We start from the raw sequence: 22,421 nt of genomic DNA, 5'->3' as shown, positions 1-22,421 counted from the left end.
TTTTCTCGACAACAACAACGCCGGAGGCAACATGGCTTCATCATTCGATATTCAGGCACCGGTGGATGGCGTGCTCGTCGCCCTCGACGCGGTGCCCGACCCGGTCTTCGCCGAGGGCACGCTCGGCGAAGGGCTGGCCATCGATCCATTGGGCGACACCCTGCACGCCCCCTGCGCCGGCGAGGTCGTGCAGTGTGCGCGTACCGCTCACGCCGTGACGATTCGCAGCGCAGAGGGTGTCGAACTGCTCGTCCACCTGGGACTGGACACCGTCAATCTCGATGGCGCGGGTCTCGAATTGCTGGTCGAGGTCGGCCAGCGGGTCGAGGCCGGGAAGGCATTGCTGCGCTTCGACGCCGATCGCGTCGCCCGTCAGGCGATGAGCCTGATCACTCCCGTGATCGTCGCCGAGCCGGCCGGCTGGCGCCTGGCGTCCTTCGGCGCGCAGCGCAGCGGCGAAACGGTGCGCTGCGGCGAAGTGATCATGCGCCTCGAGGCGCCGGCCGAGACAACGACCGAGTCGGCCGGCGAGGGCACGCCGGCGGCATCGGCCCCAGGGGCCACCCGCGAGGTGACCCTGGCGCTGGCCGCCGGTCTGCATGCGCGCCCCGCGGCGCGGCTGCGTGCCATCGCCCGCGAGCATGGCGTCGCGCTCGAGCTGGTTCACGGCGAGACGCGGGGCGATGTCGGCAGCCTGAGCCGGCTGATGAACATGGGGCTCGAAGCCGGTGACCGGCTGACCCTGATCGCTCGTGGCGCGCGCGCCACGGCGGCGCTGGACGCCGCCGAACGGCTGCTGAGCGAAGCCGAGGCCGATGAGCATGCCCCGCAACGGGGCGACGCACCGCTCGCCGAGGCCGGGGCAGGGCAGTTGGCCGGATTGATCGCCAGTCAGGGGCTGGCGATCGGGCCGCTGCATCACTATGGCTTGCCGCTGCCCGAGGTGCCTTTCGGGAGCGACGACCCCGCCCGCGAGCGGACTTGCCTCGGCGAGGCGCTGGGACGGGTCGCCGGTTCGCTCGACGACGCTTTGGGCCAGGCCCGGCGCACCGGCCGGACCAGCGAGGCGGAAATCCTCGATGCGCACCTCGCCTGGCTCGACGATCCGGCGCTGCGCGAGGCCGCCGAAGGCTACATCGACAGCGGGCGCAGCGCAGGGCAGGCCTGGAGAGAGGCGCTCGACGACGAGGCGGATCGCCTGCAGGCCACCGGCAATGCGCTGCTGGCGGCGCGTATCGCCGATCTGCGCGATCTGCAGCGTCGGGTGATGGCGTGTTTCGGCACGACCCCGCGCGGTACGCAGCTGCCCGCCGGGACCATCGTGATCGCCGAGGATCTGACGCCTTCGGAACTGATTGCACTGGCCGGCCAGCGGCCGGCGGGGATCTGTCTGGTCGCCGGCGGCACCACCTCGCATGTGGCGATCCTCGCTCGCGCCCGCGGCCTGCCCTGCCTTGTGGCGATGGGCGAGATGCTGATGTCGGTCGAAGGCGAGCGGGCGATCCTCGACGCCGAAAGCGGCCTGCTCGAGCCGCAGCCGGATAGCGCCAGCCTGGAGGCCATGCGCGAGCGCATCAACGAGCGCGAGCGGGTCCATGGCGCCGCGCGGGAGGCGGCCCGCCAGCCGGCGACCACCCGCGACGGGCGGCATGTCGAGGTCTGCGCCAATGTCGCCGGCGCCGCCGAGGCGCTCATCGCCGCGCAGGAGGGTGCCGATGGCATCGGCCTGCTGCGCAGCGAGTTCCTGTTCCTCGATCGCGACAGCGCGCCGAGCGTCGACGAGCAGCGCGGCGAGTATCAGGCGGCACTCGATGCCCTCGATGGCAAGCCGGTCATCGTGCGCACCCTCGATATCGGTGCCGACAAGCAACTGAGCTACCTGCCGTTGCCCGGCGTGGCCAACCCGGCGCTGGGAGTGCGCGGCATTCGCCTGTGGGCCAGCCAGGCCGAACTGCTGGATAGCCAGCTGCGCGCCCTGCTCGCCCTCGAACCGCTCGATTCGCTGCGCATCATGCTGCCGATGGTCAGCGGCGTCGGCGAGCTGCGCACGCTGCGCCAGCGGCTGGAAACCCTCGCCGTCGAGCTGGGCGTGGACCGGCTGCCGCAACTCGGGGCGATGATCGAGGTGCCGTCGGCGGCGCTGTGCGCCGCGAGTCTCGCCACCGAGGCCGACTTCCTGTCGATCGGTACCAACGACCTGACCCAGTACACGCTGGCCATGGATCGCGAGGACCCGGGTCTGGCGGCACAGCTCGACGTGCTTCACCCGGCGGTGCTGCGGCTGATTCAGGAAACCATCAAGGGCGTCGCCGGACGCTGCCCGGTAGGCGTGTGCGGTACCGCCGCCAGCGATCCGCTGGCGCTTGCCGTGCTGGTCGCGCTGGGCGTCGACGAGCTCTCGGTGGAGCCCGCGCGTATCCCGGCGGTCAAGGCCGCGCTGCGCGAACTCGACGCCGCCGCGCTCGGCGAGCAGTTGCCGGCCTGGCTGGCACTGGACGACGGTGCCGCCGTGCGTGCGCAAGTCAAGGCCTGGCTGGACGTGCCGGTCGCCGCCTGATTCGCCATTGTCGCTTTCGACAACAACAATACCGGAGGAAATCACCATGCAACTCGACATCATGGGCGGCCTGCAGAAGCTGGGCCGCTCGCTCATGCTGCCCATCGCGGTGTTGCCGGTCGCCGGCCTGCTGCTGCGCCTGGGCCAGCCGGACCTGCTCGACATCGCCTTCATCGCTAACGCGGGAGACGCGATCTTCGCCAATCTGGCGCTGATCTTCGCCATCGGCCTGGCGGTGGGGTTCGCCAACGACAGCAATGGCGCCGCCGGGCTGGCCGGGGTGGTCGGCTACCTGGTCCTCGACGCGGTGCTGCACACGCTCAACGAAGAGATCAACATGGGCGTGCTGTCGGGCATCATCATCGGTGCCGTGGCGGGGCTTCTGTACAACCGCTTCAAGGACATACAACTACCCGACTACCTGGCGTTCTTCGGTGGACGGCGCTTCATCCCGATCGCCACCGGGGTCGCCGCGGTGATTCTGGGAATGATCTTCGGGGTGGTCTGGCCGGCGGTGCAGACCGGCATCGATACCCTCGGCCAGTGGCTGATCGACGCCGGCAACCTGGGGCTGTTCGTCTACGGCGTGCTCAATCGGCTACTGATCGTCACCGGCCTGCATCACGTGCTCAACAGCCTGGTGTGGTTCGTGTTCGGCAGCTTCGAGGGGGCAACCGGGGACCTCAACCGCTTCTTCGCCGGGGATCCCTCGGCGGGCAGCTTCATGGCGGGTTTCTTCCCGGTGATGATGTTCGGCCTGCCGGCCGCGGCCCTGGCGATGTATCACGCCGCGGCCCGGGATCGGCGCGCCCGGGTCGGCGGGCTGTTGCTGTCGCTGGCGCTGACCGCGTTCCTGACTGGCGTCACCGAGCCGATCGAGTTCACCTTCATGTTCCTGGCGCCGTTTCTGTACGTGCTGCATGCGCTGCTCACCGGGCTGTCGCTGGTGATCATGAACCTGCTCGACGTCAAGCTGGGCTTCACCTTCTCGGCCGGCGCGTTCGACTACGCGCTCTCCTACGGGCTGTCGACCAACGGCTGGCTGATGATTCCGGTGGGGCTTTGCTACTTCGCGCTCTATTACGCGGTGTTCCGCTGGGCGATCGCGCGCTTCGATCTGCCCACGCCGGGGCGTGAGCCGGAAACCGTGGGCGCTACCAAGGCGCCGGCCGACCTCGGTGAGCGCGGCCCGGCCTTCGTGCGTGCCCTGGGCGGGGCCGCCAACCTGACCAGCGTGGGCGCCTGTACCACCCGCCTGCGGCTGGTGCTCGCCGACGACAAGGCGATCGACGAGCCGGCGCTCAAGCAGCTCGGCGCGCGTGGCGTTTTGCATCTACGCGGCGGCGGCCTGCAGGTGATCCTGGGGCCGATCGCCGATGGTGTCGCCGACGAGATCCGCGCGGCGATGAATGCCGAGGGCGCCGCGCCGTCAGCGCCGCCCGCCGTCGCGTCGGCGACCCACGATGACGAGAGTTCGGGGCTGTCCGAGGAGGAGCAGGAGCGCTGGTGGGCGGCGCTGGGCGGACGCGGCAACATTCAGGAGGCCTCGGCCGTGGCGATGACCCGGTTGCGGCTGCGCCTGGAGGATATTGCCCATCTCGACGAGACGGCTCTCATGAAGCTGGGCGCGCAGGCCATCCAGCGCCTCGACGGTGGAGTGGTTCACGTGCTGCTGGGGGACCGGGCCGGGCGCGTTGCCGGCGGGATGGTTCCGCGCTGAGTGAGGAGGCGGCGTTTCGCCGCCGATGCACGAGGACATCAAGAGGTCACTCGAATCATGCGCCCGGCCTTCGCAAGGTATCCGGGGAGCAGCCGAGAAACGCCACCATTCGAGTGGCGTTTTTTATGGGAGTTTTCCCGCTCTTGTCACGTCCCGCACGGAGAAATCATATATGTATCATGAATCATAATACCTTTCGCTAGTTGCGTCGGCGGCCGCGTTTAACTGCAATCGGGCAAGCGCATAGCGTGTCGGCCTGATGTTTCACCTATGCAGTCTGGTTCATAAAAACAATGAGCAACGCCATGGCTTTCGATATTGCATGCCACGTAAGCAGGACAACGGCGGCGCATTCTTTCTTTTCCGACGATCCGCTGACTGTCGCCAATGAGCGGCCCAAACCTTTCCCGGGCGCGATCCATGCGCCGATGGCGAGGTAGTGCCGTCGTCGGCGGCCTTTCCCGGGCAAGGGCCGGTCATCGACCGCCATGCCCATGGTGTACGACAAGGTTTGAAAGCACGCCTTGGCAATCAATAGCAACAATAAAGCAAGAGGATGACTCATGGACGGTATTTCAAGAAGCGATGCGCCGGCATCCGGAAGGGAGCCTATCGGCTTCTTTGCCCGCGAGCGCACGATAGCGGGACCCAACTTCAATCGCTGGCTGGTGCCCACGGCGGCCCTGGCGATTCACCTGTGCATCGGCATGGCCTACGGGTTCTCGGTGTTCTGGCTGCCGATGAGCAACGAGATCGCCAATGCGCCGGCCAGTTGCACCAATATCGGCCTGATGCAGGCGCTGACCACCACCACCTGCAACTGGTCGGTATCCCAGGTCACGTACATATTCGGAATATTCATCGCCATGCTGGGTGTCTCCGCTGCCATTTGGGGCGCCTGGCTGGAACATGCCGGGCCGCGCAAGGCCGGCTGCATCGCGGCGCTGTGCTGGGGCGGCGGCATGATCGTCGGTGGTATCGGCGTGATGATTCACCAGCTATGGCTGGTCTATCTGGGCGCGGGCGTCCTCGGTGGCATCGGGCAGGGGCTGGGCTACATCACCCCGGTGTCGACGCTGATCAAGTGGTTCCCGGACCGCCGCGGCATGGCCACCGGCTTTGCCATCATGGGCTACGGCGGCGGTGCCATGGTCGGTGCTCCGCTGGCGGTGTTGCTGATGAGTTATTTCTCCGCGGATGGCGGTACCGGCGTGGCCATGACGCTGATCGCCATGGGCGCCATCTACGCGGTCGTCATGGCCAGTGGCGCCATCGGCTTCCGCGTGCCACCCAACGGCTGGCGTCCGGCGGGCTGGACGCCCCCTGGGGAGAAGCAGGGCAACGCCATGATCACCCATCGCCATGTGCACCTGGAACGGGCCTGGAAGACACCGCAGTTCTGGTTGATCTGGGGCGTGCTGTTCTTGAACGTGACCGCCGGTATCGCGGTGATCTCGATGGCCAGCCCGATGCTCCAGGACGTCTTCGGCGGCGCCCTGGTCGGCATCCAGGACAGCTCGGAGGCCCTGACCGCCGCGCAGCAGGCCGCGGTCGCGGCCGCCGCCGCCGGTCTGGTGGGGCTGATCAGTCTGTTCAACAGCCTTGGTCGGCTGTTCTGGGCGTCGCTGTCGGACAAGATCGGCCGCAAGAACACCTACCACACCTTCTTCATCCTCGGGATGATCGTCTACTGCCTGTTGCCCACCTGGGGACATCTGGGCATGGCGGGCCTGTTCGTGATCTCCATCTGCATCATCCTGAGCATGTACGGCGGCGGTTTCGCCACGGTGCCGGCCTACCTGGCGGATATCTTCGGGACGCAGATGGTGGGGGCGATCCATGGTCGGCTGCTGACCGCCTGGACCGCTGCCGGCCTGGTAGGCCCGTTGATCATCGCGGCCCTGCGCGAGGCTCAACTGGAAGCCGGGGTGGAGCCCGCCCTGGTCTACGATCGCACGCTGTACATCATGGCCGGCCTGCTGTTCCTGGGGCTGATCTGCAACCTGCTGGTCAGGCCGGTGAATGAGGAGCATCACATGTCCGAGGACGAGGTCGAGCGGGAGCGCGCGCTGCAGCACGACGACAGCGTCTCGGTCAGCGCGGAAACCGCGGCGCGGGGCAGGTTCGGTATCGGTGGTGTACTGGCCTGGCTGGGCGTGGGCGTGCCGTTCCTGATCGGACTATACATCGCACTGGCCAAGGCGGCGGCGCTGTTTTGAGAGGCGGTCGAGCGTCCGGGCGGCGCCCGGACGCTCAGTGTCGGTCACTGTCGAGCAGTTCGGCGAAGGTGCATATTTCACCGCAATGATCCGGATTGTAGCCCGGTAGCTTGTCGATCTCCGCCAGGAATTCCGGCGAACCCATCAACGCGCGCAACTGGCGGACGTTGCGCTGTTGCAGCCGTTGTTCGTGACACATCAGCAGATAGTGTTCGGTGGCGAGGTTGATGAATTCGAGCCCGAACTGGGCGGCGGCGGCCTCGACGCCGAAACCGGCATCGGCCATCCCGGCGGCGACGTAGGCGGCCACCGCGGTATGCGTGAATTCCTCGCGTTCGGCGCCGCGGATCTGGCTTTCGCTGATGCCGCGCTCATCGAGCAGCAGGCTGAACAGGGTGCGTGTCCCCGAGTTCCGGTTGCGGTTGATGAAGCGTATATCCGGCCTGGTGAGATCGGCCAGCCCGGTAATCGCCTCGTGGCTGTCTCGGCGAATGATCAGGCCCTGCTCGCGGGTAACGAAGCGAACCACCCGCAGGTTCTCGAGGTCGAGCTGGTGCTCGTAGAGCGCCATGACCCGATCCGCCAGCTGCGGGCAGGCGGGAAAGTGGAAACTGGCAAGGTCGGATTCGCCCGAGGCCAGCGCGCTCAAGGCCTCCGTGGGGTTGGTGTACTGCAGGTCGAGTTCGACCCGGTCGGAGAAATCCGGCAGCAGCGCCACCGCATAGCCGTGGCTGGCATGCAGCCGTAGCACCGGATGGGCACCGGCTAGCAGTTGCTGGAGTTCGGTGTTGAGTTCGGAGGCCATGCTGTCGATCTGCGGACCCAGGCGCGCCTTGATCCGCTGCTCGGACCATAACAGCTTCTCGCCGAGGGGCGAGAGCTGGGTGCCGTGGCCCTTGCGCATTACCACCAGCGGCAGGCCGAAGAAGTCATTGCCGCGCTTGAACAGGTTCCAGGCATGGCGATAGGAGATACCCGCCTGTTGTGCAGCCAATGTCAGTTTTCCACTGTCCCGCACGCTCTTGAGCAAGCGAAACAGCGTGGGGTCGAGCAGCTCGCCGGTCTCGCTCTTGAAAAGCCAGGCAGGGGAGATCTGCAGTTTTTTTCTATGCATTGTTTTTCATATTTATGAGGCTATTTAGGCGTGCTACTTTCAATAAATAGCCTATTCAGACAATGAAAATTAAGCAAGTTTGTTCATAGGTTGCCGAAGTGCCGAAACGATCGCTCAGCGACATGCGAACGACGTGATCGGCAATGCGCGCAGACCTGAGGCGATGTTTCATTCAATGACAATAATCAGCTTGATGAGAGCCTAGCCATGACGCCTTCCGGCATACGCCAGCCGCAGGCGTGGACCCACGAGTCGCTTCAGCGGGAAGTCGATGCGCTGAAGAGCGAGCCAGGGGCCATGCTGCCGATTCTCCACGCGATCCAGGACCGCTTCGGTTACGTTCCGGACGCCGCGGTGCCGATCATCGCCGAAGCCCTTCGGCAGACCCGTGCCGAGGTCCATGGGGTCATCAGTTTCTACCATCACTTCCGCACCCACCCGGTGGGCAGTCACGTGATCCATGTCTGCCGTGCCGAAGCCTGCCAGGCAGTGGGGGCGCGCCAGCTGGAAGCCCACGTCAAGGACCGGCTGGGCGTCGACTATCACCAGACCAGTCGCGATAACGAATTCACGCTCGAGCCGGTGTACTGCCTGGGCAACTGTGCCTGCGGCCCGTCGATTCGCGTGGATGACGCCATCCATGGCCGAGTGAGTGCGGAAAAGTTCGATACACTGGTGGATGACCTGACCACGACGGTCGTGGAGGTGAAGTGATGACGGTGACCGTTTACGTACCCTGCGATACCACCGCCCTGGCCATGGGGGCCGACGAAGTCGCTGCCCTGATCGAGCGGCAAGGGAAGAGCCAAGGGCTGGCCGTCAATGTGATCCGCAATGGCTCCCGCGGGCTGTTCTGGCTGGAGCCGATGGTCGAAGTCGAGACGCCGGAGGGCCGCGTCGCCTATGGCCCGGTCGAGCCGTCCGAGGTGGCCGACTTGATTTCGGCAGGCCTGCTTGAAGGCGAGCAGGATCACCCACTGGCCCGGGGGCTGACCGAAGAGATCCCTTATCTCAAGAACCAGCAGCGCCTGACGTTCTCGCGCATCGGCCTCACCGACCCGCTCTCCATCGACGGCTACCGGGCTCTCCGGGGCTTCGCCGGACTGGAAAAGGCCCTGGCCATGGAATCCCAGGCCATCGTCGACGAAGTGAAAAGCTCCGGCCTGCGGGGACGCGGCGGTGCCGCCTTCCCCACCGGCATCAAGTGGCAGACCGTCCACGATGAACCCGAAGGCCAGAAATACATCGTCTGCAACGCCGACGAGGGCGACTCCGGTACCTTCGCCGACCGGCTGGTGATGGAGTGCGACCCCTACATGCTGATCGAGGGCATGGCCATCGCCGGGGTGGCGGTGGGGGCCACCCAGGGCTATATCTACCTGCGCTCGGAGTACCCGGTCGCCCACCGGATATTCGACGAGGCTATCAGGCGGGCCTGCGCGGCCGGCTACCTGGGTGAGGACATCCTCGGCAGCGGCAAGCGCTTCGACCTGGAGGTGCGCCTCGGCGCCGGCGCCTACATCTGCGGCGAGGAGACCTCCCTGCTCGACAGTCTCGAGGGCAAGCGGGGCATGGTGCGCGCCAAACCGCCGCTGCCCGCCATCAAGGGCCTGTTCGGGCGGCCCACGGTGGTCAACAACGTGCTCTCGCTGGCCGCGGTTCCGTTCATTCTCGAACGCGGCGCCCAGGCCTACGCCGACTACGGCATGGGCAAGTCGCGAGGCACCGTTGCGATGCAGCTGGCAGGCAACGTCAAGCGCGGCGGGCTGGTCGAACTGGCGTTCGGCACCACGCTGCGCGAACTGATGGAGGGCTTCGGCGGCGGCACCCTGAGCGGCCGGCCGCTCAGGGCGGTCCAGGTGGGTGGCCCGTTGGGTGCCTACCTGCCCGAGAGCCAATGGGACAACCCCATCGATTACGAAGGCTTTGCCGCCTTCGGCGGCGTGGTCGGCCACGGCGGCGTGGTGATGTTCGACGATACCGTGAACATGGGCGAGCAGGCGCGCTTCGCCATGGAATTCTGCAGCGTCGAGTCCTGCGGCAAGTGCACGCCCTGTCGTATCGGCGCGGTGCGCGGCGTGGAAGTGATCGATCGCATCCGCGCCGGGCAGGATGCCGAGGCCAACCTCGTTCTCCTGTCCGATCTTTGCGAAACCATGGTGGACGGCTCCCTGTGTGCCATGGGCGGGATGACGCCGTTCCCCGTGCAGAGTGTCATGAAGCATTTCCCGAATGATTTGTCCCGGCAGCACGCCTGACCGGTTGGAGGCAGCCATGTTGAACTATTTCGACCCCAGCCAGCACCGCGTCGATCCCGGCCTCGGCCATTCCGGGCGGGACCCTTTCGAGCGGGACCTGGGCACGCCCGCCAGGCTCTCCGAAAAACGCGTCGGGCTGACCATCGACGGCCTGGAAATCAGCGTGCCGGAAGGGACGTCCGTGATGCGCGCGGCCGCCCTGGCCGGCATCACCGTTCCCAAGCTATGTGCGTCCGATAACCTGGAAGCCTTCGGCTCCTGTCGCCTGTGCGCGGTGGAGATCGAAGGCCGGCGCGGCTATCCCGCCTCCTGCACCACGCCGGTGGCCGAAGGCATGGATGTCACCACCCAGAACGGCAAGCTGGCCAAGCTGCGGCGCAACATCATGGAGCTGTACATCTCCGATCACCCGCTGGACTGCCTGACCTGCCCGGCCAACGGCGATTGCGAGCTGCAGGACATGGCCGGCGCCGTCGGCCTGCGGGACGTACGTTACGGTTTCGAGGGTGCCAATCATCTGGACGCGGAAACCGACGATTCCAACCCCTATTTCAGTTTCGATCCCAGCAAGTGCATCGTCTGTTCGCGCTGCGTGCGGGCCTGCGAGGAAGTCCAGGGCACCTTTGCCCTGACCATCGACGGCCGCGGTTTCGACTCCAAGATCGCCGCCGGCCAGAACGAAGACTTCATGGACTCCGAGTGCGTCTCCTGCGGCGCCTGCGTGCAGGCCTGCCCGACCTCGACGCTGATGGAGAAGAGCGTGATCGACCAGGGCGTGCCGGAGCACAGCGTGGTCACCACCTGCGCCTACTGCGGCGTGGGTTGCTCGTTCGAGGCGCAGATGAAAGGCGACCAGCTGGTGCGCATGGTGCCCTACAAGGGCGGCGACGCGAACCACGGTCACTCCTGCGTGAAGGGCCGCTTTGCGTTCGGCTACGCCACCCACAAGGACCGCATCACCGAACCGATGATTCGCGATTCCATCGACCAGCCCTGGCGGGAAGTGTCCTGGGAGGAGGCCATCGCATTCTCGGCCCGGCGCCTGAAGGACACCCAGGCCAAGTACGGCCGCGAGAGCATCGGCGGCATCACCTCGTCGCGCTGCACCAACGAGGAAACCTACCTGGTGCAGAAGCTGGTCCGCGCCGGTTTCGGCAACAACAACACCGACACCTGCGCCCGCGTCTGTCATTCGCCCACCGGCTATGGGCTGAAGACCACGCTCGGCGAATCCGCCGGCACCCAGACCTTCGACTCGGTGATGAAGTCGGACACCATCCTGGTCATCGGTGCCAACCCGACCGATGCCCACCCGGTGTTCGGCTCGCAGATGCGCCGCCGGCTGCGCGAGGGTGCCACCCTGATCGTCGCCGACCCGCGGCGCATCGACCTGCTCAAGACACCGCACGGCAGCCGGACCCTGCACCTGCCGCTGAAACCCGGGACCAACGTGGCACTCATCAACTCGCTGGCCCACGTGGTGGTCACCGAGGGGCTGGAGGACAAGGACTTCATCGAGACGCGCTGCGAGACCGAGGCCTATCGGGCCTGGCGCGACTTCATCAGCGAGGCGCGCAATTCGCCGGAGGCTCTCGAAGCGGAAACCGGCGTGCCGGCCGCGCAGGTTCGCGAGGCCGCGCGTGCCTACGCCACCGTCGGCAACGGCGCCATCTACTACGGCCTGGGCGTGACCGAGCACAGTCAGGGCTCGACCATGGTCATGGGCATCGCCAACCTGGCCATGGCCACCGGCAACCTGGGGCGCGAGGGCGTCGGCGTGAACCCGCTGCGCGGCCAGAACAACGTCCAGGGGTCCTGCGACATGGGTTCCTTCCCCCACGAACTGCCGGGGTATCAGCACGTGGCCGACATCGACGTGCGCGAGCGCTTCGAGAGCGTATGGAAGGCGAAGCTGGACGACGAGCCGGGACTGCGCATTCCCAACATGTTCGACGCCGCCATTGCCGGCACCTTCAAGGCGCTGTACGTGCAGGGCGAGGATATCGCCCAGTCGGACCCCAACACCCGGCACGTGGAAGACGCCCTGACGTCGCTGGACTGTTTGATCGTGCAGGACATCTTCCTCAACGAGACCGCCAAGTACGCCCACGTGCTGCTGCCGGGCTCCACCTTCCTGGAAAAGAACGGCACCTTCACCAATGCCGAGCGGCGCATCAACCGCGTGCGCAAGGTGATGCAGCCGGTCGCCGGCAAGGAGGACTGGGAGGTGACCCAGGATCTGGCCAACGCCCTGGGCTATCCGATGAACTACAACCATCCGTCCGAGATCATGGACGAGATCGCTCAGTTGACGCCCACCTTCACCGGGGTCAGCTATGCCCGGCTGGAGGAGCGGGGCAGTATCCAGTGGCCGTGCAACGCCGAGCATCCCGACGGCACGCCGACCATGCACGAACTGGATTTCCCCATCGGCAAGGGGCATTTCGCGATCACCGAGTACGTGGCCACCGAGGAGCGCAGCAATCGCCGCTTCCCGCTGCTGCTCACCACCGGCCGCATCCTCAGCCAGTACAACGTCGGCGCCCAGACCCGGCGTACCGAGAACAGCCAGTGGCACGAGGAAGACGTGCTGGAGATCCATCCCAGCGACGCCGAGGTGCGGGGCATTCGCGAGGGCGACTGGCTGGGTATCTCCAGTCGCGTGGGGCAGACGGTGTTGCGCTGCCGGATCAGCGATCGCATGCAGCCGGGCGTGGTCTACACCACCTTCCACCATCCCGGGAGCGGGGCCAACGTGATCACCACCGACAGCTCCGACTGGGCCACCAACTGTCCGGAGTACAAGGTGACCGCGGTGCAGGTGGAAAAGGTGACGCAGCCGTCCGAGTGGCAGGAGAACTTCCGGCAGTTCGACGAGCGCCAGCGGAGCTATCTCGGCCGGTCCGCCGAAGCGTCCGATGTCGCTTTCAAGTGAAACCCATGGAAACCCTGTCAGCCGGAGATGTCCCATGAGCGATCAGCAGTTGCGGCATCTGATCCATATGGTCAACCAGATCGCCGCCAATCAGCACGGTGACCCGTCGACGGCGGCGCAGCGCGTGATGACGCACCTCCAGAAGTTCTGGGCGCGCAGCATGAAGGCGCAGATCATCGACTACCTGGACAGCGACGGCGCGGAACTGTCGTCGGTGGCGCGCGAGGCCGTGGCGGATCTCAAACGCCTGCGTCAGGCGAGCTGAACGCGCCATCCGGTGTCGGGCCGACACCGGATGGCGCGTGTGGGTGCCGCGATGCCCCGAGGTGACAACCCGCCCGATAACGCTCGGAGGTTTGCCCGCCGGCCGTTACCGGGCGGTTCTTTTGCGGTAGCCTGAAGGGCCAGTCAGCTATCAGGACGCCGCATGGATCCGCATCTGATCGTCACCGATCTCGACAATACCCTGCTCAACGCCCGGCACGATCTCGATGCACTGACCATCGAGACCTTTCAGGTCCTGGCCGCCCAGGGCCACCACCTTGCGCTGGCGTCGGGTCGCCATTTCCACGATATCCGCGCGTTCCGTCGACGCCTGGGTGTGCCCGCCTATATCCTCAGCACCAATGGCGCGCACCTCTACGCGCCCGACGACAGTCTGATCGCCGAGCAGTGGCTGCCGGCCGAACTGGTTCAGGCGCTGGTCGAGCTGCCGCGCGATGCCGGCATCAGACTCAACCTGTACACTGGCGACGAGTGGCTGATCGACGCGCCGGCCCCGGAGCTGCTGGCCCTGCACGCGCATACCGGCTTCCGCTACCGGGTCGAGGACCTCGAGGTCCACGACGGTCGTGGCGTGGGCAAGGTGCTGTGTATCGGTGATCCGAAGGCCCTGGCGGTGCTGGAACAGCGCATCAACGATAGTCTGGGCACGCGCTTGCATGTGACCTATTCGATGGCCGACTCGCTGGAAATCATGGCCGAGGGAGTCAACAAGGGCGCCACCCTGGAGCGCCTGCTGGCTCACCTCGACCTGCCCGCCGAGCGTTGCCTGGCCTTCGGCGACAACCTCAACGACGCCGAGATGCTGGCCCTGGCCGGCCACGGCTTCATCATGGAAAACGCCCATCCCGACCTGCCAGGGCGCATCCCCGGGGCCATGCGCATCGGCCACCATCACCCGTCGGGGGTCGCTCAGCGCTTGCGAGAGCACTTCAAGCTGAGCGTCGCGGCGGAGTAGGCCGCGTGCAGTGTGAACCGTGACAAGGAGCGTCATGATGGAGGAACCGCAGAACGATCACTTGAGCGACTACGCGCGCAAGGTCTGGGTAGCCGCCGGTATCGCCGCCGCCATACTGACGATACTGGCCACGCTGTGGTTCGGTTTCGAAATCCTGTTGATGGTCTTCGTGGGGCTGCTGCTGGCTCTGGCCTTTTCGCTTCCGGCGGGTTGGCTGTGTCGTCACAGCTTTCTCTCCCGTCGCTGGGCGTTGCTGGTCGTGTTGCTTGTCATCAGTGGCCTGCTCGCCGCATTCAGCGTGAACTTCGCGTTCGGCATCAGTCAGGAGTTCGAGCAACTCGCCAAGACGCTTCCCGACTCGCTGGCCGAGTTGAAGCAGGCGATAGGCCAGTGGCCGCTGGGCTCGCAGATCATCGAATGGGTCGGCCAGAATTCGGCGTCCAATGGGGCCCTCGGCAACTGGTCGTCGCGGGTCTCGATGGTGTTCTCGACCACGCTGGGGGCCTTGCTCAACGTTGCGGTGATCGTCTTCATCGGCCTGTTCATCGCTTTCGACCCGGCGATCTATCGGGCCGGCCTGTTGCAGCTCATCACGCCTTCGCGGCGGCAAGGCGCGGCCGAGGTACTGGAGGTCATTGAGCATAAGCTGGCCTGGTGGCTTGTCGGCCGGCTCGCTTCCATGTCCGCCGTGGGGCTGTTGGCAGGCGTGGGCCTGTGGTTGCTGGATGTTCCCATGGCGTTGTCGCTCGGCCTGCTGGCGGGGTTGCTGTCGTTCATTCCCTACCTGGGGCCGCTCTTTTCGGCGATTCCCGCGCTACTGGTGGCCTTCTCGGTCGATCCGACGACGATGCTGCATGTCGCCGTGCTCTACGCCGGCGTTCAGGCACTGGAGAGTTATCTGGTCACGCCGCTGATCCAGCGCGAGGCGGTCAGCATCCCGCCCGGATTGCTATTGGTGGTGCAGGTATGGCTGGGGCTGGTGGCCGGCCTGCTGGGCATGCTGGTGGCCGAGCCGTTGATCGTGGTGGGCATGATCCTGGTGCAGCGTCTGTACGTAAGAGGCTGGCTGGAACGGGAGGGCCGGCCGCTTGACTGAGTGGCCAAGCCAGCCAGCCCGGGGGCAGCTGTCGTTGGATCGGCTCGTGCTGAGTGACCGGAGGGCGAACTTCAGTGAACGGTGATCACGTGGCAGGGCGCGGCGTGAGAGACCTTGTGCGACACGCTGCCGACTACCAGGCCTGTGATATCGCTGAGCCCCCGGCTGCCCATGACGATGGTGTCGACCCGCAGTTTCTTGGCCTGATCGAGTATCACCCGCGCCGGTTCGCCCTGGTGCACGGAGCCTTCGACGTCGGTGGCGCCGTGCTCGGCGGCGGCCTGCTTGGCAGCCTCGAGCATCTCGTGGCCGGCTTTCTCGACTTCTTCCTCGGGCGCTTCCAGGTTCACGGCGCCGACGCCCCACACCAGCACGTTGTCGTGGGCGAGTCGTTCGGGGATGTGCAGGATGTGCAGGTGCGCCTGGCCGTTGGCGGCCAGCTTGCAGGCAACCTCGAGCGCGAGTTTCGCCTGTTCGGAACCGTCGACGGGGACCAGTATCGTCTTGAACATGGCAATCTCCTGGGCCGTTGGCCGCAATTGTCGGGTAGTGTCTCGTATCCTCAGCGTAGCGTCACTCGAATGGCTGTACAGTGATATGGGTCAAGTTCGCCGGCCTTCGTTGCCTTGTGGCGCTTCTGATTTCTCGAGCCGGCGCAGGCGTTGCCACAGTTCGCGGCGCAGGTCGGCGATGCGCGGCGCCTCGTCGTCGGCGAACGGCAGCGGCCGGGTCAGGCGCAGCGCGCGCAGGCCCAGCCGCGCCGACAGCAGACCCACCCCGAGCCCCTGGCCGGCGCGTACCGACAGCTTGCTGGCGAGGTTCATCGAGAACAGCTCCATGCTCGCCTCGGAGGCGATCTCGCTGGCCCCGGCGAAGGCCAGGTTGGCGAGAACCTGGCGAAACAGCTTGAGCCGGCTGGCGTAGCCGAGCTCCAGGCCGTAGAGCGCGGCGATGCGTTCGAGCATTGCCAGATTGCGCCAGGCCACCAGTGCCATGTCGACCAGCGTCAACGGGCTGACCGCGACCATCACCGCGGTGTCTCCCGACATCCGCGAGATGAGTCGGCGCGCCTCGCGATCGCGCGGGGCGAGCACGTGGTAGGCCAGCAGATCGCGTGTCTCGGTGCCGTCGTGGTGGGCCTGGTGCGCCTGCAGGAAAGCCTGCCAGTGCGGATGATCGCGGTCGAGGCGCATCTGTTCGCGCAGCGACTCGGCGAGCTGGCGCGCCTCGCGGCCGGCGCCGGCATCCACCCCCTCGAGGCGCTGGCGCAGCGCGCCATGACGGCGCAGCCGCCGGAGCCGCCACAGTTCGCGCAGCAGTGCCGAGCCGCCGAGGCCGAGCGCCATCAGCCCGAGCAGGCTCCAGGCGCCGCTGAGCCAGTCGCCGCCCAGCGAGGCTCGGTAAAGCGTTTCGCCGGCCTCGATGGCGCCCAGCGCGAGGCTGCCGCCGAGCAGCGTCAAAAGTCCCCAGCGGCGTCTGCGCGGTCGGCCCAGCCCGCGTTCCAGGGCGGCATCGGTGGCCCGGGGCAGTGCCTCATCCTCGTCACGGCGTTGGGTCGTCAGCTCGACGGCGTAGTGCTCGGCCGGGCGCGGGTCGCCGCTGGCGTCGACGCGTGTCGCGCCGGCCTCGTCGAGGGTGAACCGCCGATGCGGTCGCGGGTCGCTCATGTCAGCTTGTCTCCGATCAGCCAGTCGAGGGCGGCATCCAGGCGGATATGTGGCAGGCCGGTGCCGCGGCCGTCGCGGGGTGGCGGGCGAAAGGCGGTAAAGCTGAACCCCTGCCGGGCCCAGAAATCGGCATTGGGCAGCCGAGCCGGAACCTCGCCGGGAAAGACCAGCTGTTCCTCGCCGGCCAGGTCGGTGCCGCGCAGCGCCGGGGTACGCGTTCCCTGCTGGCTCACTTCATGCACCTCGGTGGCGCGCAACGAGGCCAGCGAGAGTGCGCGTACCGGGATGTCGGCGTAGCGCAGATCCTTGATCGGTTCGGCGAGCAGCGCCTCGAGCAAAGCGACCAGCTTGCCGTGCTGTTCCGGAGTGACGTGATCGGCCTTGGTGGCGGCGATCGCCAGGCGGTCGATGCGTGGCGCGAAAAGCCGCGTGAGCAGGCTGCGTTTGCCATAGTCGAAGCTCTTCATCAGTGTCGACAGGGCCCGCGACAGGTCCTCGAAGCGCTCCGGCCCGGCGTTCAAGGCACCGAGCACGTCGACCAGCACGATCTGCCGGTCGAAGCGCCGGAAGTGCTCGCGGTAGAACGGCTTGACCACGTGCTGCTGATAATAGGCGAAGCGCCGCGCCAGGCTGCGGTAGACGCTGTCCTCGGGGAGCGCCTCGAGACGCGCCCGATCGGCTTCGCCGACGCCCGGCAGGGGGAAGAACTGCAGCACCGGGGCGCCCTCGAGATCGCCGGGCAGCAGGAAACGCCCCGGCTGCAGGTCGGCGAAGCCGGCCTCGCGGGCGGCGCGGAGGTAGCCGGCATAGTGCTCGGCGATGCCCGCCAACCGGGCCTCGTCGGCGCTGGCCGCGGGATCGAGTGACTCGATCGCGGCGAGCCAGTCGCCGGCCATCTCGCGTCGTGCCGGGCTCAGCGAGGCCTGCTGGCGTTCGCACCAGCTCAGGTAATCGTGTTCGAGCAGCGGCAGATCAAGCAGCCATTCGCCGGGGTAGTCGAACAGGTCCAGCGTCAGCGTCGCGCTGTCCCGGGCGAAGCCGGCCAGCAGGCCATGACGTTCGGGGCGGTAGCGGATACGCAGGCGCAGCTCGCTGATGCCGCGGGTCGGCTCGGGCCAGCGCGGCGGCTCGGCGTCGAGCGCGGCCAGCGCCTGATCGTAGGGGAAGCGCGGCACGCCGAGATCCGCCTGAGCGATACGCTGGGCGCCGAGCAGGCGGCCTTCGCGGGCCGCCGGCAGCAGGTCGAGGCGTGCCTCGAGCCCGGCGTGGCGCAACTGGTGTACCAGCGAGGTGAGAAAGGCCGTCTTGCCGGCCCGGGACAGCCCGGTGACCGCCAGGCGCAGTTGACGGTCACGGCCGCGTTCGATGAGGTTGCTGACTTCGCGTGCCAGGGTCTGGCGCATGGAATCGGGGTCCGCCGAGAAATTCAGCCTCTAATCTGGGGGCGTTGGGCGCCGCTGGCAAGTCGCTGCCAGGCCAGCGCGCCCAACGGCAGCAACGACAATGGCAGCAGCACGGCGTTGAGACCGGCCCAACCGAGGCCGGCTTCCAGCGGTCCGGCGAGCAGCGCGGTCAGGCTCACCGTGGTGAATACCAGGCACTCGTTGGCGGCCTGGGTGCGGGCTTTCTCGGCCGGGCGATAGGTCTCGGTGAGCAGGCCGGTGGCCGGCAGGAAGGTGAAATTCCAGCCCAGCCCGAGCAGGATCAGTGCCGCGTAGTAACCGTGCAGGCCGGCCTCGAACTGGGCCAACAGCCCGCAACCGGCGAGCAGCAGACAGCCGGTGCTGATCATCGTCGGCACGCCGAAGCGTGCGGTCAGCCGGCCGGTGACGAAGGAGGGCAGGAACATCGCCAGCACATGCCATTGAATGGTCGTGGCGACGTGATCGAAGGCGAAGCCGGCGCGCTGCATGGCCAGCGGCGTGGCGGTCATCGCCAGATTCATTACCCCGTAACCGATCAGCGCGCTGAGCGCGGCGACGATGAACGTCGGCTGGCGCAGGATCTCGGCAAGCGGCCGCGCCGGGCCCTCGCCATGGGTCCGCTGGGCCGGCGGCAGGCGGGTGAAGGCGAGCAGTGCCAGCGCCAGGGCATAGAGCAGCCCCAGGCCCAGGAAGCTGCCGAGGAAGGGCACCTCAGTCAGCTCGCGACTGGTTCGCGCCAGCCACGGGCCAAGAAAGGCCGCCAGGACGCCGCCGCCCATCACCAGGCCGATGGCACGATCGCGCAACGCCGGCGGGGCGGCCTCCACCGCGGCGAAGCGGTACAGGGTGCCGAAGCCGATGCCCACGCCGATCAGCCAGGTCCCCAGCATGAAGGGGCCGAACCGCTCGGCCTGCAGCGCCCAGGCCGCCACGCCGACCCCGACGAGCCCCAGCAGGTTGCCGAGCAAAAAGCCACGCTTGCGACCCAGCCGGGCCATGATCAGCGAGGCGGGGATCGTCGCGCACATCAGGCCCAGCAATTGCGTCGCCACCGGCGCGGTGGCCCAGGCCGGCCCCGGGGCGAGGCGTGCCCCGATCAGCGGCGACACGGCGATCAGCAGGATATTGCCGCTGACCAGCAGGGCCTGGCACAGCGAGAGCAGGGTGACGGTCAGGGGCATGGCAGGACTCCGGGATGAGCAGGGGCGAGACTGTCGTCGGGTTGCGCGGCCGCGCCCCTGAAGCGTTGACGATACACCGAGGGCGAGACGCCGTAATGGCGCTGGAAAAGGCGTCGCAACTGCTCGGCGCCGCCCAGTCGCCAGCGCCGGGCGAGCCGCTCCAGCGGCGGTGGCTCGGGGCCGGCGATGAGCACCTGGCGGGCCTGCTCGAGCCGCAGCCGGGTGAGGTAGGCGCCGGGCGTGGTCGCCAGATGACGCTGAAACAGACGCGACAGGTGACGCGGTGTCACCGCCACTCGCTCGGCGAGATCGGCGAGGCGGTATTCGCCGGCGGGATCGGCATGCAGCTCGTCGAGCAGTCGGCGCAACGGCCCCGGATCGTGCTGCTGGTTGCGCAGTACTTCGCTGAACTGCGATTGACCGCCCGGGCGGCGCAAGAACACCACCAGCTCGCGGGCCACGCGTCCGGCCAGGACACTGCCATGGTCGGCCTCGACCAGCGACAGGGCAAGATCGATGCCGGCGGTGACGCCGGCGCTGGTATAGCGCCAGGGCTGATCATCGCGCCCCGGTGGTGTCTCCAGATAGAGGGCGTCGGGTGCGACGCGCAGTCTCGGAAACTCTTCGGCCAGACGCTGACAATACCGCCAGTGGGTGGTCACCCGGCAATCGTCGAGCAGCCCGGCCGCGGCGAGCAGGAAGGCGCCGGTGCAGATCGAGCCCAACCGGCGGCAATGTGGCGCCAGGGCGACCAGTCGGTCGAGCAGGGGCGAATTCGAACGCTGTGCCGCGACGCCGCTACCGCCGGCGACGAGCAGGGTGTCGATCGGCGTATCGGGAGTGAGCTGCGCCCAGGCCAGATCGGCATGCAGTGCCAGGCCGGCATTGCTGCGCAGCGCTCCGGCGGTTTCCGCGGCCAGGTTCTGGGTATACAGGGCGCGCCCGGCAAGGGCGTTGGCGCTGGCGAAGACCTGCCAGGGGCCGGTGACGTCGAGCAACTGGCAATCAGGGTAGGCGATGAGAACGATGCGACGCGGCATGATGACCTCGCAGGGCGGCTATGCAGCCAGTGTCGCCCCGGCGGGGCAGGTCGGCAATGTCCGCTGGCCCACCGAAAGGGACTCGCCGCCGGGTTCGTCCGGCCCGAACGCAGCGACCCCGCCGAAGGGCGGGGTCGCAGGGAGCGGCTCCAGGTCGGGGTAGGCGTCGAATTACGCGCCGCCGGCGAAGGCCACGTAGATGGCGATGACCAGCACCACCAGCGCGATACCCGCCGGGATGGCGCCTTTCCACGGAGTCAGGTCGACCTCGCCACTGTCCTCGTGTACCCAGGGGGTCGCCCGCGGGGCGAGCTTGCCGATGACCAGCATCATTGCCACCAGCAGTGCGAATACCAGGCCCACGAAATGGAAGTTGTGGATGTAGTCGAGCAGGCCGGTGAACGGCGGCACGAAATAGACCGCGGCGATCACCAGGCAGCCGCCGATCAGCGCGATCTTGGCGGCGATCGCCGGGACCCGCTTGGTCAGCAGGCCGACCAGGACCACGGCGAGGATCGGGATGAAGTACAGCGCGTTCATCTTCTGCAGGTAGCCGAACAGACTTTCCTGACCGGCCAGCAAGGGCGCGATGATCATCGCGGCGAAGGCCATGATCCAGCCGAAGATCTTGCCCGAGCGGACCACCTGCTGCTCGCTGGCGTTCTTGTTGAACACGCCCTTGTACAGGCCCAGGCTGAACAGGGTGGTGGTGCTGTTGAGCGCCGAGTTGAACGACGACAGGATGGCACCGACCATCACCGCGGCAAAGAACCCGGTGAGGTAGGGCGGCATCACGTTGAACACCAGGTGCCCGTAGGCGGCATCGGCCTTGATGCCTTCGCTGGCGTAGAGGTTGTAGGCGATGATACCCGGCAGCACCAGGTACAGCGGCCCGAGCAGCTTGAACAGGCCGGTCAGCAGCACGCCCTTCTGGCCCTCGGCGAGGTTCTTGGCGGCGAAGGTACGCTGGATGATCTGCTGATTGGTGGTCCAGTAGAAGAGGTTGATCAGCAGCACGCCGGTAAACAGCGTGGCAAACGGCACCTGCTGTTCCGGGCCGCCGATCGAGTTGAGCTTTTCGGGGTTCTGCTGCTTGAGCATCTCCCAGCCGGCCATCACGCCGTTGCCGTCACTGACAGCCTGCAGGCCGAAGTAGACGACCACGAAGCCGCCGATCAGCAGGCCGACGCCGTTGATGGTATCCGACACGGCAACGGTGCGCAGGCCGCCGAACAACGCGTAGATCGAGCCGATGATGCCCACGACCCAGACGGTGCCCCACAGCAGAACCGTATTGGATTGAATGCCGGTCAGTCCCGGAAGATCGAGCATCCCCTGCAGGCCGATCGCCCCGGAATAGAGGATGATCGGCAGCAGAATCACGGCATAGGCCAGCAGGAAGATGATGTTACAGATCAGCTGGGTGGTATTGTCGTAGCGCAGCGACAGCAGCTGCGGCACCGTGGCGATGCCGCTGCGCAAGAACCGCGGCAGGAAGAACAGGCCCAGCGCAACCAGCGCAATGACCGCGATCACCTCCCAGGCCATGACGCTCAGACCGTCGTTGAAGGCGCTGCCATTGAGGCCGACCATCTGCTCGGTGGACAGGTTGGTCATCAGCAGTGAGCCGGCGATCAGCGGGAAGGTCAGGCTGCGCCCGGCCAGGAAATACCCGCGGGTACTGCTGTGGTCGTCCCGGTGCGTGACCCACCAGGTGATCGCGGCGACCAGCCCGGTAAAGAAGAAGAAAGAAATGAGGGTTAGGGCATGCATGGCTTGAGAGGGTCCTTTGATGGCTTGACGAGCGCGGCAGGCTCCGCTGCAGCTCACGGCTGAACGAAAGTATAAGTATATGAGTCCATTCTTCCATTATCCATTTGTCGGACATAGCTTCGGCAATGTCGGTTTGATCCCGTAAAGGTTCGTTGCAGATCGACCATAGCGGGCCTCGATGCTGTGGGCCTTGGCGC

General features: G+C 66.7%; 17 protein-coding genes. 9 read left to right on the top strand and 8 right to left on the bottom strand.

What is annotated here, in order from left to right; translation table 11 throughout:
* The first annotated feature begins 31 nt into the window (after positions 1-31).
* Positions 32-2,557, top strand: coding sequence for a phosphoenolpyruvate--protein phosphotransferase (ptsP, locus tag HR9077_RS11825; RefSeq protein WP_136067190.1), 2,526 nt, complete (start codon positions 32-34; stop codon positions 2,555-2,557).
* A gap of 46 nt (positions 2,558-2,603) precedes the next feature.
* On the top strand, positions 2,604-4,277 hold the full coding sequence (gene nagE, locus HR9077_RS11820; protein ID WP_136067189.1) for an N-acetylglucosamine-specific PTS transporter subunit IIBC: 1,674 nt from the start codon (positions 2,604-2,606) through the stop codon (positions 4,275-4,277).
* 268 nt (positions 4,278-4,545) lie between these two features.
* On the opposite strand, the gene HR9077_RS11815 is transcribed toward nagE, so the two are convergent.
* Positions 4,546-4,842, bottom strand: coding sequence for a hypothetical protein (locus HR9077_RS11815; protein WP_136067188.1), 297 nt, complete (start codon positions 4,840-4,842; stop codon positions 4,546-4,548).
* Here HR9077_RS11815 and HR9077_RS11810 point away from each other — a divergent pair.
* The gene (locus HR9077_RS11810) at positions 4,841-6,496 is read left to right on the top strand and encodes an OFA family MFS transporter (protein WP_136067187.1); all 1,656 of its coding nucleotides are present in this window, start codon (positions 4,841-4,843) and stop codon (positions 6,494-6,496) included. The genes HR9077_RS11815 and HR9077_RS11810 overlap by 2 nt on opposite strands.
* A 34-nt stretch (positions 6,497-6,530) precedes the next feature.
* Here HR9077_RS11810 and HR9077_RS11805 read toward each other — a convergent pair whose 3' ends face one another.
* Positions 6,531-7,610: a substrate-binding domain-containing protein gene (locus HR9077_RS11805; protein ID WP_136067186.1), complete on the bottom strand. Its 1,080-nt coding sequence runs from the start codon at positions 7,608-7,610 to the stop codon at positions 6,531-6,533.
* Positions 7,611-7,817: 207 nt separating this feature from the next.
* Between HR9077_RS11805 and HR9077_RS11800 the strand changes: the two genes are divergently transcribed.
* The 6 genes from HR9077_RS11800 (at position 7,818) to HR9077_RS11775 (ending at position 15,139) form a co-directional block, all read left to right on the top strand.
* Positions 7,818-8,324, top strand: coding sequence for a formate dehydrogenase subunit gamma (locus HR9077_RS11800; RefSeq protein ID WP_136067185.1), 507 nt, complete (start codon positions 7,818-7,820; stop codon positions 8,322-8,324).
* Complete coding sequence (locus tag HR9077_RS11795; protein WP_136067184.1) at positions 8,324-9,868, top strand: formate dehydrogenase beta subunit; 1,545 nt, start codon at positions 8,324-8,326, stop codon at positions 9,866-9,868. The genes HR9077_RS11800 and HR9077_RS11795 overlap by 1 nt, the downstream gene beginning before the upstream one ends.
* A 16-nt stretch (positions 9,869-9,884) precedes the next feature.
* Positions 9,885-12,803, top strand: coding sequence for a formate dehydrogenase subunit alpha (gene fdhF, locus HR9077_RS11790; RefSeq protein WP_136067183.1), 2,919 nt, complete (start codon positions 9,885-9,887; stop codon positions 12,801-12,803).
* A gap of 34 nt (positions 12,804-12,837) precedes the next feature.
* The gene (locus tag HR9077_RS11785) at positions 12,838-13,068 is read left to right on the top strand and encodes a formate dehydrogenase subunit delta (RefSeq protein ID WP_136067182.1); all 231 of its coding nucleotides are present in this window, start codon (positions 12,838-12,840) and stop codon (positions 13,066-13,068) included.
* Between the two features lie 162 nt (positions 13,069-13,230).
* The gene (locus tag HR9077_RS11780; protein WP_136067181.1) at positions 13,231-14,043 is read left to right on the top strand and encodes an HAD family hydrolase; all 813 of its coding nucleotides are present in this window, start codon (positions 13,231-13,233) and stop codon (positions 14,041-14,043) included.
* A 34-nt stretch (positions 14,044-14,077) separates the two neighbouring features.
* Positions 14,078-15,139, top strand: a complete 1,062-nt coding sequence (locus tag HR9077_RS11775) for an AI-2E family transporter (RefSeq protein WP_136067180.1) — start codon at positions 14,078-14,080, stop codon at positions 15,137-15,139.
* Positions 15,140-15,210: 71 nt separating this feature from the next.
* Here HR9077_RS11775 and HR9077_RS11770 read toward each other — a convergent pair whose 3' ends face one another.
* The 6 genes from HR9077_RS11770 to HR9077_RS11745 form a co-directional block, all read right to left on the bottom strand.
* A complete protein-coding gene (locus HR9077_RS11770; RefSeq protein ID WP_136067179.1) occupies positions 15,211-15,651 on the bottom strand; it encodes a universal stress protein in 441 nt (146 codons plus the stop codon).
* Positions 15,652-15,741: 90 nt separating this feature from the next.
* Positions 15,742-16,806: a TIGR01620 family protein gene (locus HR9077_RS11765; protein WP_136067178.1), complete on the bottom strand. Its 1,065-nt coding sequence runs from the start codon at positions 16,804-16,806 to the stop codon at positions 15,742-15,744.
* On the bottom strand, positions 16,803-18,209 hold the full coding sequence (locus HR9077_RS11760) for a YcjX family GTP-binding protein (protein WP_136067177.1): 1,407 nt from the start codon (positions 18,207-18,209) through the stop codon (positions 16,803-16,805). The genes HR9077_RS11765 and HR9077_RS11760 overlap by 4 nt, the downstream gene beginning before the upstream one ends.
* A gap of 23 nt (positions 18,210-18,232) precedes the next feature.
* A complete protein-coding gene (locus tag HR9077_RS11755; RefSeq protein WP_136067176.1) occupies positions 18,233-19,411 on the bottom strand; it encodes an MFS transporter in 1,179 nt (392 codons plus the stop codon).
* Positions 19,402-20,451 (bottom strand): GlxA family transcriptional regulator, encoded by a 1,050-nt coding sequence (locus HR9077_RS11750; protein WP_136067175.1) that lies wholly within the window; start codon positions 20,449-20,451, stop codon positions 19,402-19,404. The genes HR9077_RS11755 and HR9077_RS11750 overlap by 10 nt, the downstream gene beginning before the upstream one ends.
* 171 nt (positions 20,452-20,622) lie before the next feature.
* A complete protein-coding gene (locus HR9077_RS11745; protein WP_136067174.1) occupies positions 20,623-22,224 on the bottom strand; it encodes a solute:sodium symporter family transporter in 1,602 nt (533 codons plus the stop codon).
* Between the last annotated feature and the right edge of the window lie 197 nt (positions 22,225-22,421).

Source organism: Modicisalibacter radicis (assembly GCF_900961225.1).
GTDB lineage: Bacteria > Pseudomonadota > Gammaproteobacteria > Pseudomonadales > Halomonadaceae > Modicisalibacter.
Note: the sequence above shows the minus strand (reverse complement) of the source record. Positions and strands in the feature narration are given on the sequence as shown.